The sequence below is a fragment of the Litoribacter ruber genome, from assembly GCF_018449405.1.
Lineage (GTDB): Bacteria > Bacteroidota > Bacteroidia > Cytophagales > Cyclobacteriaceae > Litoribacter > Litoribacter ruber.
On sequence record NZ_JAHCMY010000017.1, the window covers coordinates 42,849 to 57,046 of the forward strand.

General features: G+C 44.3%; 13 protein-coding genes. 8 read left to right on the forward strand and 5 right to left on the reverse strand.

The features are described from left to right. The first annotated feature begins 6 nt into the window (after nucleotides 1-6). Together KI659_RS16955 and KI659_RS16960 are read left to right on the forward strand one after the other, a co-directional pair. Nucleotides 7-1,392: a Gfo/Idh/MocA family protein gene (locus tag KI659_RS16955; protein WP_213946568.1), complete on the forward strand. Its 1,386-nt coding sequence runs from the start codon at nucleotides 7-9 to the stop codon at nucleotides 1,390-1,392. A gap of 88 nt (nucleotides 1,393-1,480) precedes the next feature. After that, entirely contained in the window at nucleotides 1,481-2,722 is a 1,242-nt protein-coding gene (locus KI659_RS16960; RefSeq protein ID WP_213946569.1) for an ROK family transcriptional regulator, read from the forward strand. 365 nt (nucleotides 2,723-3,087) lie between these two features. Here the strand turns inward: KI659_RS16960 and KI659_RS16965 are convergent, their stop codons facing one another. Further along, nucleotides 3,088-3,717, reverse strand: coding sequence for a cyclic nucleotide-binding domain-containing protein (locus KI659_RS16965; protein WP_213946570.1), 630 nt, complete (start codon nucleotides 3,715-3,717; stop codon nucleotides 3,088-3,090). A 309-nt stretch (nucleotides 3,718-4,026) separates the two neighbouring features. Here KI659_RS16965 and KI659_RS16970 point away from each other — a divergent pair, with 309 nt between their 5' ends. Beyond that, the gene (locus KI659_RS16970) at nucleotides 4,027-4,476 is read left to right on the forward strand and encodes a MauE/DoxX family redox-associated membrane protein (protein ID WP_213946571.1); all 450 of its coding nucleotides are present in this window, start codon (nucleotides 4,027-4,029) and stop codon (nucleotides 4,474-4,476) included. Nucleotides 4,477-4,824: 348 nt separating this feature from the next. Beyond that, nucleotides 4,825-5,076 carry a DUF6520 family protein gene (locus KI659_RS16975; protein WP_213946572.1) on the forward strand — a complete coding sequence of 84 codons (252 nt, stop codon included), beginning with the start codon at nucleotides 4,825-4,827 and terminating at the stop codon, nucleotides 5,074-5,076. A gap of 240 nt (nucleotides 5,077-5,316) precedes the next feature. Here KI659_RS16975 and KI659_RS16980 read toward each other — a convergent pair whose 3' ends face one another. The 4 genes from KI659_RS16980 to KI659_RS16995 all read right to left on the reverse strand — a co-directional run bounded on the left by KI659_RS16980 (nucleotide 5,317) and on the right by KI659_RS16995 (nucleotide 12,024). After that, entirely contained in the window at nucleotides 5,317-6,663 is a 1,347-nt protein-coding gene (locus KI659_RS16980) for a RagB/SusD family nutrient uptake outer membrane protein (RefSeq protein WP_213946573.1), read from the reverse strand. Between the two features lie 144 nt (nucleotides 6,664-6,807). Next, nucleotides 6,808-10,032: a SusC/RagA family TonB-linked outer membrane protein gene (locus KI659_RS16985; RefSeq protein ID WP_213946574.1), complete on the reverse strand. Its 3,225-nt coding sequence runs from the start codon at nucleotides 10,030-10,032 to the stop codon at nucleotides 6,808-6,810. A 91-nt stretch (nucleotides 10,033-10,123) separates the two neighbouring features. Continuing rightward, nucleotides 10,124-11,725, reverse strand: coding sequence for a TlpA family protein disulfide reductase (locus KI659_RS16990; protein ID WP_213946575.1), 1,602 nt, complete (start codon nucleotides 11,723-11,725; stop codon nucleotides 10,124-10,126). A gap of 50 nt (nucleotides 11,726-11,775) precedes the next feature. Then, nucleotides 11,776-12,024, reverse strand: coding sequence for a hypothetical protein (locus KI659_RS16995; protein WP_213946576.1), 249 nt, complete (start codon nucleotides 12,022-12,024; stop codon nucleotides 11,776-11,778). A gap of 782 nt (nucleotides 12,025-12,806) precedes the next feature. Here KI659_RS16995 and KI659_RS17000 point away from each other — a divergent pair. From KI659_RS17000 to KI659_RS17015, 4 genes are all read left to right on the forward strand, one after another. Beyond that, nucleotides 12,807-13,082 (forward strand): helix-turn-helix domain-containing protein, encoded by a 276-nt coding sequence (locus tag KI659_RS17000; protein WP_213946577.1) that lies wholly within the window; start codon nucleotides 12,807-12,809, stop codon nucleotides 13,080-13,082. A gap of 42 nt (nucleotides 13,083-13,124) precedes the next feature. After that, nucleotides 13,125-13,325 carry a helix-turn-helix domain-containing protein gene (locus KI659_RS17005; RefSeq protein ID WP_213946578.1) on the forward strand — a complete coding sequence of 67 codons (201 nt, stop codon included), beginning with the start codon at nucleotides 13,125-13,127 and terminating at the stop codon, nucleotides 13,323-13,325. 60 nt (nucleotides 13,326-13,385) lie between these two features. After that, nucleotides 13,386-13,583, forward strand: coding sequence for a helix-turn-helix domain-containing protein (locus KI659_RS17010; RefSeq protein WP_213946579.1), 198 nt, complete (start codon nucleotides 13,386-13,388; stop codon nucleotides 13,581-13,583). 101 nt (nucleotides 13,584-13,684) lie between these two features. Further along, nucleotides 13,685-13,927 (forward strand): hypothetical protein, encoded by a 243-nt coding sequence (locus tag KI659_RS17015; RefSeq protein WP_213946580.1) that lies wholly within the window; start codon nucleotides 13,685-13,687, stop codon nucleotides 13,925-13,927. The last annotated feature ends 271 nt before the right edge of the window (nucleotides 13,928-14,198 follow it).

Genomic DNA, 14,198 nt, shown 5'->3' on the forward strand with positions numbered 1-14,198 from the left:
TTAATTATGAAAAGAAGAGATTTAATCAAAGCCTTGGGATTAACCTTGGGCGCCACAACCTTAAGTTTTAATAATTACGCCAAGATAGCAGAGAATAAATATGAATATATTTATCCATCGGGTAAAATGGCAGATCCGGATAAACCTGTAACTGCAATTACGATTGGAGCGGGAGGAAGAGGAAATGTTTATGGAAATTTTGCCCATAATTTTCCTCAACAAATGAATATAGTCGGTGTGGCCGAGCCGCATGAGCAGCGGAGAGAAAGCTATGTGAAAAAGCATAACATTGATTCTGATAAAACTTTCACTACATGGGAACATGTTTTTGACCAGCCAAAGTTTGCTGATGCCGTGATTATCAGTACTCCTGATGATCTCCATTATGCACCTTGTATGAAGGCCCTGGAAATGGGGTATGATATCCTGTTAGAGAAGCCTATTGCACCTACTGTTCAGGAGTGCTTGGATATTTTGGAGTTGGCAGAAAAGAACGGTAATATCGTTGCGGTTTGCCACGTACTTAGATATGCTCCTTATTTCGTAAAAATGAAGGAATTGATTGCCGATAGGGCAATTGGAGAAGTGATTAGCATACAGCATTTTGAACCGATAGAGCATGTTCATATGGCTCACAGCTATGTTCGTGGCAATTGGCACAACAGCAAGGAAACGACTCCAATAATTTTGGCCAAATCCTGTCATGATTTGGATATTATGAAATGGATCATCGATAAGCCGAGTAAGAAAATTGCTGCTATGGGAGACCTTAAGTGGTTCAAAAAGGAAAATGCCCCTGAGGGAAGCACGGCAAGGTGTACGGATGGTTGTGCGGTAGAACAAGACTGCCCATATTCCGCATTAAAAATATATCATAAGGGCAGGAGGTCTACATTTGTATTTAATTTATCCGAAAACAAAGAAAATCATGGAGATGAAATTCTGGAGAAATTGAAGACTACAAATTATGGACGGTGTGTATATAGAATGGAAAATGACCAGCCCGATCATTATGTTACCAGTATACAATTTGATGAGGGGATCACGGCCAATTTTTCCATGCAGGCCTTCACTTCCTATGCAGGACGCCGCACCAGAGTAATGGGTTCAATGGGCGATATGGTAGGGGACATGAAGGAGCTGGTCGTTTCGGATTTCCGAACTGGAGAAAAAACCACCTTGGTACCAAAAGCCGAGGATGTGGAAAATTATAGAAACAGCGGTCACGGTGGAGGTGATTGGTTGCTGATGAGGGATTTTGTGCAGGCAGTTTCCAAACAGGACTCCACTTTGTTGACTTCTACAATTTCAGACAGTATAGAGTCCCATATGATGGGATTTATGGCTGAGGAGAGCCGCAAAACAGGAAAGATTATGGATATTCGGGTTTAGTTATAGTTGTTTGTAGTAAAACCCTTTGCTGATGTTATCGGCAAGGGGCTTTCTTTATTTAACTTGCAGTCGTTTTAAAAACTTTTATATGATTAATTTATTGCCATCCTCAGGAAGGGCTTCAGGGTTAAAGGGAACAGATAGGAAAAGGGTTCAGCAGAAAATCAAGGTCATAAAAACCATTTATACCCATGGTTACAAAACGGCTATGGATATTTGTCAGGAGCTTCAAGCGAGCTTGCCTACCATCACCAACCTGATCAACGAGATGCTGACCGAGGAGTTGATTGAAAGAAAAGGAAAAGACGAATCCAGTGGAGGTAGGAAGCCGGATTTATATGGACTGAAAGATAATTCTATTTTTATTTTGGCTATAAATGTAGGCCAGAATAAAACCCAAATGGCAATTTTTAATAACAATCATCAAAGAATCTCTGAAGTAGAGACCTTCAAAATAAAGTTTAACGGGCAGGAGGAAAATATCCAGGCAATATATGAGCTGGGACAAAAGTTTTTAGATGATAGTCAAATCAACCAGGACAAGTTATTGGGAATAGGGGTTACTATGCCTGGATTGGTGGATTCCAAAAAGGGGATAAATTATTCATATTTCGGCAAGCTTTCCCACACCTCCCTCAAATCCACCTTAGAGGCAAAATTCAACAAACAGGTAGTTTTTGAGAATGATGCCAAAGCGATGACATTGGCTGAGTATAAATTTGGTTCCCGAGCTGGAAGCAGCTCTATTTTAGGAATCTACAATGACTGGGGTATAGGTTTGGGGATGGTACTAGAAGGCAAGATTTACAAAGGGTTTTCAGGTTTTTCGGGGGAGTTTGGTCATATCACCATGGAAAATGAAGGTGGGCGGTTATGTGTGTGTGGTAAGCAAGGCTGTTTGGAGACGGTAGCCTCCGGAATGGCGATGGTTGATTTTGCGCGAGAAGGTTTTGAGCAGGGCAAGAAGTCCATTATGAATGCTGAAATAGCAAATAACCTAGACGGTATCGATCCCGACCTGATCATCCAATCTGCACTTCGAGGTGACCAACATGCTATAAGTATTTTAAACATCGTGGGTACCTACATGGGTAGGGGGATAGCTGTATTGATTCAGCTTTTGAACCCTGAGCATATTATAATAGGAGGTAAAATTGCGGAGGCCGGAGGCTTAATTTTACCATCAATTCATCAGGCTCTGAATATTTACAGTATGCCACAGATCCGGATGGAGACGAAGATTGAGGTCTCGACATTGGGCCGGGAGGCAAGGATGTTGGGAGCGATATCTGTGTTTATGGAGGAGGCCTTTGATAGTTATTTGGGGTGAGGGATGTTGGATGCCCGATGTCGGATGCCCGATGTCGGATGTTTGATGCCCGATGTCGGAAGTCGGGTGCAGAGCCCGCGCCCAGCAGGAGGTAACTCACGTAAGTAATGACGTGCCCGCCTCCCTACGTCCGGCCGGCAGGGTTGTCCGTCCCGAGTTCCCTAAGGTCACCGGGACTGGTTGTCCCTTCCGCTTCGCGGAATCAGTTGTCATTGTTCTACCTCAAGTCAGTCAGGTTTTACGCTGAGGGTTCTTTAACGGGAACTGGTACGTTGGGCTTTGCAGAGCTTCGCTTGCAAAGGGGTTTCGTTATGGGTGAGGGGTAGTGCGAAGTCTGAAGACATTCGCACAACGGAGGGGGTGAGTTAGAAGCAGAGGGTGGAGTAGAGTTTGGGGGTGTGGGGTGGTAGGGATGGGGTGGCGGAAAGTTGTTGGCGGTATCTTTTGAGTGAGCCATATTTGATGTGGAGCAAGTCAGCTATTTCTTGAACAGATAGTAGCTGGATTAAATTGGGGTATTGGTATAGGAAGAATTTATATCGGTTTTTTTCCTCTACTGATAAAACCTCAATCCAAGAACGGTCAATCCTACGCATGTACTGATGCAATTCGGAAAAGAAGCCCAAGTATATAGATTCAGTGGAAGTCAAAGCCTGGTATTGGTCGTAAGTCATCTGCCCATAGGTCATTTTTGTACGACTTTCGATTGTAAGTGAAGATCTCTCCTGTTTTTTGAATGAAGCCAAATCCTGAATGACTTCCCCGGGATGGTAAATTCTTTTCAGCTTGTTATTCGCGTACACCGCTCCATATCCCTTATAAATTATCCTGATATAATTTTCAATGTCGTTGCTATGTTTGATTACGCTTTTTGAGGATATCTGGATAGTCTCAAATGAATTTATAAGTGTTCCTCTATATTGGCCTGTCAGGCAGGTTACCTTATGACCGGCTTCGGTTCTTAAGAATTCCAAAAAGTGATAGATTGATGTCATAATGTTGATGTCAGATGTCAGATGCCCGATGTGGTGTTGAATGTGGATGAAAAATTTAACTGCGGAGACCTAAAGGCCACAGAGTGGAATGTGTTGCGATGTTAGTTGATTAATGGGACTAGTGCGAAGTCGGAGACATTCGCAAAACTAACAACTTTAAAAAAACTGTGAATTTGGTGCCAGAGTTGGGTGGGGGACTTATTTTGTCTCATTTGGTCCATAGTTGATTGGATTTTTTGATAATTGTGGTTCAACCTTCTCATTGACAGTGTGTAATGCTAATTTAGTCATAAATAAATGCAGAATGCTATGAGGAGGTATCAAATAATTTCCGAGGTTTTGGTCATGCTTTTATCAGGTATGTTTCTTTACACGGCTATTAGTAAGTTGCTGGATTTTGAAAAGACGCGGCTTGCATTAGAAAACCAGGTTTTTCCTCTCTGGATGGCTGAGGGGTTGTTATATGGTTTGCCAATATTTGAGTTTGGAGCTGTGGTTTTATTGCTGATTCCCAAGTTTAGGTATATAGGGTTTTGGTTCAGTTTAGTTTTGATGACGTCTTTTACGGGGTATATTCTTGCAGTGATGATGGGGGTATTTGACAGGGTACCGTGTAGTTGTGGGGGAGTGATTGATTCATTGAGCTGGGGCGAACACTTGGTGTTTAATGTGGTGTTTTGGGGTTTTGCCGGAGTTGGTGTAATGCTGTCGGGTGACAGGTGTCGGATGTCGGGTGTAGCGTCCGCGCCCAGCAGGTGATTATTTGCATAATGGGGGCGTGGTTGTCATTGTTGTCCGCCCGTGGGTCGGCTTCGCCTCCCCGTGGCTGTTGTCATTGTTGTCATTCCCGCCTGTCGGCCGACAGGGTTCTACCTAAGGTCAGTCACGGGAGAGTGGTGGATGGGGTAGTACGAAGTCGGAGACGTTCGCACAACGGACAATGGAGATAGAGAAAGAAAATTCAATACCTCTTCTGAAAGTGAGGGTCAGAAGCTCACTGTGCCGGGTATTGGGTAGTAGTAGAGTAGGTTGGTGCATGATGATAATGCATTGGCAATTATTTAACCCAACAGCAGGTAAGCTGCTGTTACAACTTTAATAAAAATTATGAAAAATCTAATTAAATCGCTTCCAGCTCTTGGATTGGCGCTGGCGGCATCGATGGCATTTGCGTTTAATATGCCACAGGAAAGACAGGGTGTCCTTAAGGGGCAATTGAGCAATGGTACCTGGGAAGAAATTCCCGAGGGAGTAAGTTACAACTGTACTACCATGTCAAATGTGTGTACGGCTGAGTTTGATGAGAATGATGATATAATTCTTGGCACTGAGCGGCCAGGGGTTTATTCGAGGCCGTGATTTGTCGGATGTCCGATGCCAGATGTCGGGTGAGAGTCTAACCGCAGAGGCACAAAGGACACAGAGAGAGATGTGTTGAGATTGTAGGATGTGGTTGGTTCGATAGCTTTTGGCTTGGGATTAGTGCGAAGTCGGAGACGGATGACGGATGTCCGTTGTCCGAAGTCGGATGTCGGATGTCGGAATGTGACAATTGGAAAAAAAAGAAAAGGGCTCCTGATCAGGGCCCTTTTTGAGTTTTTAGCGGGGGTTTTGGGGGATGCCGGATTGGCTGATTTCTATATCGGGGATGGGGAATGCATATCGGTTGCTGCCGGGGGCCAGTTCGTGCGTAATACCTTCTCTTTCCCGAGTGATGACTATTCCCTGGTTTTCAAGGGTATTAAGCCTTTTGATGTCACCCCATCTCAGCCCCCTCAATAACAACTGCTTTTCGCGCTCTTCCAATACCCTTGAAATCACATCTTCTTCAGCTTCTATCGGGGTGAATAAATCATCAAATCGTTTTTCCAACAGGCTGTTTAAATCCGCAAGGGCGGCTGCTTCATCTCCCAGCCAAGCGTAAGCTTCTGCCCGGTTCAGAATTACTTCGTCTACAGCTATTCCGCTGAATAGGGGCATTGTCCCGCTATAGCTTCCTACAAATTCTATTCGGTCCTCTCTCAGGTTGAAAAATAAATCTCTGCGCAGGTCTCCTTCTGAGTATTTTGCGTAAAAGCTTTCTGAAATTGTGGATCCCCAAAAGAGTTGGTATAAGTAGGTAACCATTTCGCTATAGAAGATCGTTTCTTCATTGAATAATGAAAATGGCATTCCCGTAGCTCCTTCATAATCCTTGTAATCCATCAGGGTGTTACCTATAGTAAGGCATTGATTACTGCTTTCAATCACCTGAGCATAATTCCCCATATACAAATGTACCCTGGAGAGCATGCCATAAGCAGCCCATTTGGATGGGCGGGTAGGGTAGGCGGCTCGATCAAACAAGAGTGTGGCGGCTTCATTAAGGTCATTTGTAATCAGATTGAAAGTGGAGGCAAGATCAGACCTCGAGATGTCATTTGATACTTCAGGGGCCGTTCGAAGCGGAAGACCAGCAATCCCTTCAGCGCCAGTAGTTGGGTAAGGGAGAGCATAGGTTCTTGCCAATGTGAAATAGGCATAAGCTCTATAAAAGAGCGCACTGCCTTTTACATTTCGCCAGTCAGCGCTTGCCTTTTCACTGTCATTAAAATTCTCGAGTTCTTTCAAAACTATGTTCGCATAAAAGATCTGGGAGTAGGCCAAGCCCCATTCACCAGCCTCCATACTTTCCAAAATGTCTTCTCTCCAAAAATGGCTGTTGACTTCTTCTACCAATATTTGTGGAAACAGGCTTTCTGGCAAGTAGACATGGTCGGCTGATAATTCTGGCAAACCGGCTTCTCTGTTCATCACCTGGTTGGTATTGTCCAGCATGGCTTGGAGTTCGGATAGTTTGGTGGGGACGACGAGGGATCGGTCTGGTTTTTCGTCGAGGAGGTTCTGACAGCTAAGCGTGATTGCTGCAAAGATTGTTATATAGAGTATTTTAAAAGTTATTTTCATGATTTTAACGTTTTTAATGGTTTGAATCTGTTGAGCACGGAGCACTGGGCGCTGGGCACGGAGCGCTGCGAGGGTTAGGGTAGCCCCTCCCGCCAGAACCGTGTAACTAAACCTTATGAAGAAAGTCGGCAGGAAGGGCATGTCTTAAATGTCTATTCTTAGTCCTAATGTCATGCTTCTCAGAGGGCGCATGGTTCTGAAGTCTGGATCCAAGGGATCATCACTGGCCTTCCAGATCATTCCCAGATTATTGAGGTAGCCGTAGATTTCAGCTCCTCTAAAAGGGAGTCGTGGAATTGTATTTCTATCCATGCGATAAGTTATATTCACATCCTGAAATCTGATATGATCCCCACGCTCTACCAAATCCGAGCTGCTTCCATAGAAATTGTCCCGTTGTATGTTTCTAGCGGCAGGTAGGGAAGGCACTGTGGTCACAAGTTCATCTCCTGGCTGCTGCCACCTGTCTGCAAAATCGCCATGGCCAACCCTTCCCAGCAAGGGATCATCGTATCTGATGGAGCTTCTTCTATAGAAATAACCCATTCGATAGCTGATATTCATGGAGAGGCTGAGACCTCCGTAAGAGAAAGTATTTCTAAATGCCCCAAAGTGAGTGGGCCTGCCTGGGCCATGATAGATCAGGTCGTCCAGGGTTGCGGTATTGATAATTGAGGTATAGTTGGTGCTGATTTCTCCATCCAAAAATCCCCTGGGATCGCCGGTTTGTGGATCAAGTCCTGCAGATGGAAGGCTATATACGGCGTATAATGGCTTTCCTTCCCGTGGTGCGGGGATCTGGCCAGAGAGGTTTCCAATTCCTTGATTGAGGTAAACCTGTGGGGTGACTTCCGCTTCATAACCTATTACTTTTTCATTTACATGGGAGTGGAAGTAATCAATAGCCCAAGTGAAGTTGCCTCTCACAGGTAGGTAGCGTACATTAAAATCAAACCCCTTGGTGGATGTGGAGGCAAAGTTTCCCCGGAACTGGGTAATTCCATTTGATGGTGCCACCGGTACTGCCCCTATGAGATCTACCCCATCTTTGCCATAAGCTTCAAGACTGCCGCTTAATCCTCCGTCAAAGGCGTCAAAGTCAAGTCCCATGTTCAATATTTTGATTCGCTCCCAGCGAAGGTCTGGGTTTGGGGGGTTCATCAATGTCCCAACTCTTAGACCTGTGAGTTGACTGGTGAGCTGGATAATGGAGGTGGTCAATGCTGAAATGCTTTTATCGACATTTCCGTTTTCACCATATGTCATCCGCAGTTTCAGGTAGGGTAGCCAGCTAGCGCCATAGAAGTCCTCTTCACTTATCAGCCAGGCACCTCCTATCGACCAAAGAGGGACAGCCCGCTGGTTAGCGTTGACACCAAATAGGTTGGAAGCATCCCGCCTTGCGCTACCCGAAAGGGTATATCTCCGGTCGTAGGTGTAGGACGCATTTGCGTATTGGCTTATAAAGTGGTCGGCAGTACCCGATATGGTCCCGATGTAAGGGATTCTCAAGCGGCTGTTTTGGTTAATGAATTGGGGAAACAGGGTCATATAGTCTACAGGACTGTTCATGCCGGTTTCTTCACTCACCCCATAATACCGGGTAGCAAATCCTGAAGTTCTGAGTGTTTTTACTTCAAATCCCCCTAGGGCTACCAAATCATGTTTATCTCCCCAAGCTTTGGTATAGTGAATCTGGGTTCTCACATTATGACTTTCGCCTAAGGTATTGCCGGCGTTTAGGATGCCACCTACGGGAATAGGATAGCTGAGATTACCCAAATCATCCCGTTGCGTGTAGCGGTTGATCAGGTTACGTGCGAGATAGCTGTTTTCTGAAAAATATTCCTCCCTGTTGGTACTGTTTTGCCAATATTGGTACAAGGTTTCTACCTTAAGATCTGAGTTGATGTTATAGGAGAGATTGGTATTCAGTCTGATGTCTTTTGCTTTTCTTCTATTGCTTATCTCATTGATTTCCTGAAGCGGTACCAAGGACCAGTCCAGCAGCCCCAATTCCTGGGCATTGCGCTTAAATGATTCCCTATAATCTGATACTATGGGTAGGGGGTTGCCCGCTGGATCAACCAGCCTGCTGTAGGTATTGGGGACAGAGCCTGAATATCTTAAGCTTCCAAATCCCTCATTTCCTGATTCTCTATCTGTTTCTGCGTAATACACCCCTGTGGAAAGGTTTAACTTTCCTTTGAGCATGGATAAATCCTGGGTAGCACTTACGGTAAGCCTGTTCAGGTAATTGCCCACCAATGATTCCGAATTGCGATCATTGCCGATTGAAAGGGCATATCGCTGATTTTCCCCTCCTCCTCTTACATTTGCCGAGTATTGCTGTCGGATTTCAGTTTGGTAAAGATGGTCCATATAGTCTCTTCTGTTGTCGAAGGCCCTAAATTCATCCAACTTTCTTGCAGCATCTGCCTCGCTGATCAGGCCATCCCTTCTACCAATGAGCGTTTCCACCACTGGACTCAGGGGAGTCCGGTTGACCGAATTTTCTGCCGTGTTGTAAAAGCCCCTTCCGAATAATAATTCCTCCATATCCACAAAATCAGGCGAAGACATCCGCTGTTGGTAAAAGAGGTCTGGTCGTTCTGCAGTAGTAACATTGGCATTCAGGGATACCTGGGGACCTTTTTTAAAATTCCCTCTTTTGGTGGTGATCACTATGACACCATTCCCCGCTCTTGCACCCCAAATTGAAGCCGCTGCGGCATCTCGTAAGACGGTGATTGATTCCACATCATTGGGGTTAATGTTTTCCAGTGGTCCGTCATAAGGGAAGTTATCAATTACGATTAAGGGTTGGGTGTTGGCAAAGATGGTGCTTCGTCCCCGGATGCTGAGTGCGTCTGAACTTTGGCCGGAACGGTTAAATATCAGTCCGGGTGTGACATCTTCCAGTCTATCGATGAGATTGGTGCTTATCCGGCGATTGACCAGCTCGTTGTCTACCTGGACAAAAGAACCTGTTGCCCGCTCTTTTGGAAGCTGCTGGTATCCGGTGGATACGACATCGACTGCATCCATGCTCAAGTCACTCTCTTGGAGCACGATGTCCAACCTTTCCGCATAAGGCAGGCTGATCTCTAGGGAGTATTCTTCGTATCCCAAGAAGTTGACTATAAGAATATAGTCGCCTGCTGTAGCTCTAAGGTTAAACTCCCCTTCTGCATCCGTAACAGCTCTTCGTTCGGATCCTTCAAGTGTGATATAGGCCCCTGGGAGGCCATGTCCCTGAGAGCCTGCCAGCACTCGTCCTCGCAGGAGGTGCTGATCTCCTGGGTTTTGTCCTTGGGCAGCTAGGGCCCATGTCACTAGGAATAGTGACAGTAGTAGATGCTTTTTCATATTGATTTGTTTATATTGGGTTGCATTAATTTCACCACAGATTTCACGGATTTACACAGATTGTGTAGTTAGGTTAACTTTAATGAAAGCCTCATTCCATGCTATTGATAAGGGCTTGGTCAATGGTTTGGATAATCTGTTTGGGATCCCAGCCTATGCCTCGGGCTTTGATGATGCGGCCGTCGGGGCCGATGATCATTTGCCGGGGGAAGTCCTGAATACCATAGTGTAGGAAGAAGGGGTGCTTGTCACGGTCGTTGCCCGAATAGAGTTCGTCCCAAGCTTCGGAACTGTATTTCCCACTTTCCACCCCTTTGTCCCATGCTTCCTTGCTGGGGTCTATGGATATGGATAAAAGAGCGACATCGGGATTGTCGGCATATTTATCTTCCACTTGCTTGAGGATGTTTTGATAGAAGCTTGAACTGGCCGAGCAACCCGTAAACCAGCTGTTGATCAGTACCAGTTTACCTTGGTAATCATCTATTTCAACCTGGTTTCCGGACCTGTCCTCAAATTTGAATTCTGCCAACTCGGACCCCGGTTTGAATTTCAAGATGTAATCATTGACTTGGCTCTTGAGGAGGGGATCCTGGATGGTCGCTGTTATATTCGTTGCTTCTGCCTCGGTAATGGTAGCCCCTGTATAATTCCGGAAGAGGTATTTGGCCAATAATTTATCTCTAGTATCCCCTTCATACAGTAATGAGATTGCTTCGGCAACTGAGCGGTCATATAGGTGGGCGTGAAACCTTGCCTTTTCGAAAAAATAATCCAATTGAAAGCTGCTTATAAAGATTGGAGAAATGGGAACTTGCTGTCTTAGAATCTCTTCTTCGTATTCCCTCATGGAGGAGAGAAGGCTGTCTTGGTTTTCAGCATATCTCAACAGGGACTGCCAAAGCTGGTAGTGGCTCCACCACTCGCGGCTTAAGAAGTCATCCATTAGCATCTGCTTTCTAAAAGAGTCAACTGAAGAGGTCTCAATTGCTTCAGTGGCATACTGGGGTAAACCTTTAAGAAGTTTATGGTTTTCTTCTTTTTGGTTTAGGAAGTACTCCTCGGTATCAATGAGCCACAGCTTTACCTTTCGGCCGAATCCCATCTCTTGGGCTTTTAGAAATTCCTGGTATTCTCCTTCTTGAGGAAACATATTGGTATAGTCCCGTGTGTGGACTACTGTTTCCCTATCAAATAGCTCCCTGTCCTTTGCTATTTGTAGAGAGGCGTGGAGTTGGGCATAATCTCCTTGTGGGCCGGAGAATACCGTCCTTCCGAAGAGTTCATTGACTTGGAGCTGCAGGCTATCTCCAGACAGGACGGGGAGATGATCTAGGAAGGTGACATGTTCATTTCCTATAGTAAGGTAGCCAAAGCTTTCAGCTGGGATATGCACTTCGAAGTAGTAGCTGTAGGGATTGCCTTTCTTCAGGCTTCCGGATTTGGCTTTTATTTTCTGGAAGTGCAGTTGGGGGGAGTTGCTCACCAGGTCAAGGGGTGCCTCCCAGTATTTGATTGTAAAATGGTCGAAGGGCATTCTTGGCCTGATTTCGCCATATACCACCACCGGGGCCCCCTCCATTCGGTCGGAGGGGGCTTGGGGATGATTGGCAACTTCTTGCCCTGCTACTATTTCGACTCTCCCCAAAAGACATAGTAATCCCAGGAAGAAAAAGATTGTTCTTTTTTTCATTGTATTGATTGTTTAAAGACGGAAGACAGAAGACGGAAAGATCCGTGGGGCTAGGGGTTTGGGGGTTTGTCGGGTAGTGGGCGGATGTGGAGCTCTACTTTAAGTTTGTTCTTTTCACCTTCTTCTTTGAGGATGACGCCGATGGCTTTGCAGAGGAGGACCGCTTCCTGTTGTTCTCTGGTGAGGGGCTTGGGTTTGGGGTCGGGGACGTAGGTATATTTACTTTCCTCCTTCACTAGGGGCCTATCCCCTACCAGCAGCCACAATATGCCATCAAGAAATTTTTTGATACTTTTCATCGGTTTATAGTTTATGGTTTATTGTCCGCTAGCGCGGACGGTTAAAGTTTAAGGCTTATGGTTTAGGCATGGGTGTTCCATTAAGAATTGACGCATTCTTTTTTTGATCAAATGGCGTTTTGGTTTATGGCTTATTTTTTCCCCTGCGGGGAAAGGTTATGGTTTAAAGATTCAGGGTTCAAAGTTCAGTGTTCAGGCCTGTGAGTACAACTGTGAAACGTTAACCCTTAACCGGCGGAGCCAGTAAACGGCGAAGCCATTTAAACGGCGAAGCCAAGTAAACCATAATCGGCGAAGCCATGTAACCGGCGCAGTGAAGCGGAGCCTCAATCCGGGGATTTGATCAGGTTTCTTTGTAGTTGCTTAATGGATTGATGAAAGGAGACAGCGCAGCAGTTGGACGGGTTCATCATTGACCCGTAACGCAGAGGAGGATATGTGATATGTTGCTGTCCCATGGTACTCTATATATAATAGTGTCTTGAGAGATTGAGTACCAGGCATAAAAAGAGGCGTGGGACTCAGCTCAATCGAAACAAGGTACCTAGGAAGAACCCGTACACGAATAAGTGAGCCCACGCCAATGGCGTGAGCAACTTCACTCATTTTCTCGTGTACATTAGAAATTTCCTAGGTTTCTGTTTCGAGACAATAAGTGCGATGCTTCTATTTAAAGGATCGCAATACTAAGAAATATTTTCCTTATGCAATTAAAGGAAGAAATTTTGCTTAGTAATAACTAAGCGTAAATCTAATAAAGAATTTAGTAATTGCAAATAGTAATGGCAAAAAAATCTAAATTCGAATTAGCTGTAATCGAGCAGGTTAAGAGAGTTAGGGAATCTAAAGGGTTCTCTCAAGCAGATGTTGCCTCATTTTTAGAATGTGATAAGAGCTTTATTGGTCAAATAGAGAGCCCCAACTCTAACAGCAAGTATAACTTGAATCATGTCAATCGATTAGCTTTTGAAATGAATTGCTCGCCGCGTGATTTAATTCCTGACACAGGGTTTTGGGAAGAGCTCTCAAAAAAGAAAAAATCTCCGAAAAAGCCTTAATTGATAAGTACTAATGGCATATATGTCAGGTAAAATTGGGATATGGATTACAATCGCATAAAGGAGGTTATTGTACAGCAAAAAAGTTCAAATAAGAAACTAGCTGAATATATGGGGGTTAAAGAGCCTACTGTTTCCAATTGGTGCACAAATACTAAGCAGCCTTCAATTCCGGATCTTTTTAAAATTGCGAGATTTCTAAATGTTGATGTAAGAGAACTTTTGGTTTCGACAAAGGAATGAGCTATTGACTACTACCATGAGCAACGAATGGCATGTAGGGACCAGAAATTTATCGATCAAGTGGGAAATAGGATTGCAGAATTGAGAAAATCCAAGAAAATTTCTCAGGAGGATCTTGTTGAATTCACTGGTTTTACCCTCAGCCAAATAGGCAGAATTGAAAGAGGAGAAGTCAACACTAGCATAAGTCATCTTTCAAAAATTGCCTATGCATTAAAAGTTCATCCGAAAGAGTTGTTGGATTTTGATTTAAAATAATCCTGAATAAATTCCCTCCCATTTTTTCAAAAATGCGGTTATGGGTAGATGGAAATAATCCCATGTATTTTGGTAAGAAGAGAAAACATTATATAAACTGAATGGACAAAAGACAGAAAGCCGAAAAGGAAATTAATCACCTTCATGATTTAATGGATGAGGTGGACAATCTTAAAAGGGAGAATCATATAAATTGGAAAGAAAAGGCTGGCGAATTATCGAGTCAGACAAGGCTTTTTCAGATTGAATACTCACGCGACTCCGACATAAATATTAAGGACTTCGTTCAGCAAGCTTTAAACCTGGAAGTTAGAGTTCAAAAATTTAGGCAGGAATTAATATAATTTAATTAACTATCTGCATACGGGATTGCTATCCCATCGGTGTACTTTTTTCTCACAAGTGGGTTTATATGGCAAACTTTTCTTTGGAGGAACGAGATCAATAAAATAGTTTACTTCGCTTTAAACTTTGATTAGCTTAAAATACCCTAATCAGGGTATTGTAGAGGTGGAAGAAATTAGCTAATCTTGAGTAAGATTTGGAATGTGTTTTTACTTTTTTAAAAACTACGGCTAACAACTAAGTTTTCGTGCGGCTTGTAAAGCCAAGCAT

What these genes read in the sequence shown, in the direction of transcription:
- KI659_RS16955 (WP_213946568.1), top strand. Translation starts at nt 7, where the DNA reads ATGAAAAGAAGAGATTTAATCAAAGCCTTGGGATTAACCTTGGGCGCC.
- KI659_RS16960 (WP_213946569.1), top strand. Translation starts at nt 1,481, where the DNA reads ATGATTAATTTATTGCCATCCTCAGGAAGGGCTTCAGGGTTAAAGGGA.
- KI659_RS16965 (WP_213946570.1), bottom strand. Translation starts at nt 3,717, where the DNA reads ATGACATCAATCTATCACTTTTTGGAATTCTTAAGAACCGAAGCCGGT.
- KI659_RS16970 (WP_213946571.1), top strand. Translation starts at nt 4,027, where the DNA reads ATGAGGAGGTATCAAATAATTTCCGAGGTTTTGGTCATGCTTTTATCA.
- KI659_RS16975 (WP_213946572.1), top strand. Translation starts at nt 4,825, where the DNA reads ATGAAAAATCTAATTAAATCGCTTCCAGCTCTTGGATTGGCGCTGGCG.
- KI659_RS16980 (WP_213946573.1), bottom strand. Translation starts at nt 6,663, where the DNA reads ATGAAAATAACTTTTAAAATACTCTATATAACAATCTTTGCAGCAATC.
- KI659_RS16985 (WP_213946574.1), bottom strand. Translation starts at nt 10,032, where the DNA reads ATGAAAAAGCATCTACTACTGTCACTATTCCTAGTGACATGGGCCCTA.
- KI659_RS16990 (WP_213946575.1), bottom strand. Translation starts at nt 11,725, where the DNA reads ATGAAAAAAAGAACAATCTTTTTCTTCCTGGGATTACTATGTCTTTTG.
- KI659_RS16995 (WP_213946576.1), bottom strand. Translation starts at nt 12,024, where the DNA reads ATGAAAAGTATCAAAAAATTTCTTGATGGCATATTGTGGCTGCTGGTA.
- KI659_RS17000 (WP_213946577.1), top strand. Translation starts at nt 12,807, where the DNA reads ATGGCAAAAAAATCTAAATTCGAATTAGCTGTAATCGAGCAGGTTAAG.
- KI659_RS17005 (WP_213946578.1), top strand. Translation starts at nt 13,125, where the DNA reads ATGGATTACAATCGCATAAAGGAGGTTATTGTACAGCAAAAAAGTTCA.
- KI659_RS17015 (WP_213946580.1), top strand. Translation starts at nt 13,685, where the DNA reads ATGGACAAAAGACAGAAAGCCGAAAAGGAAATTAATCACCTTCATGAT.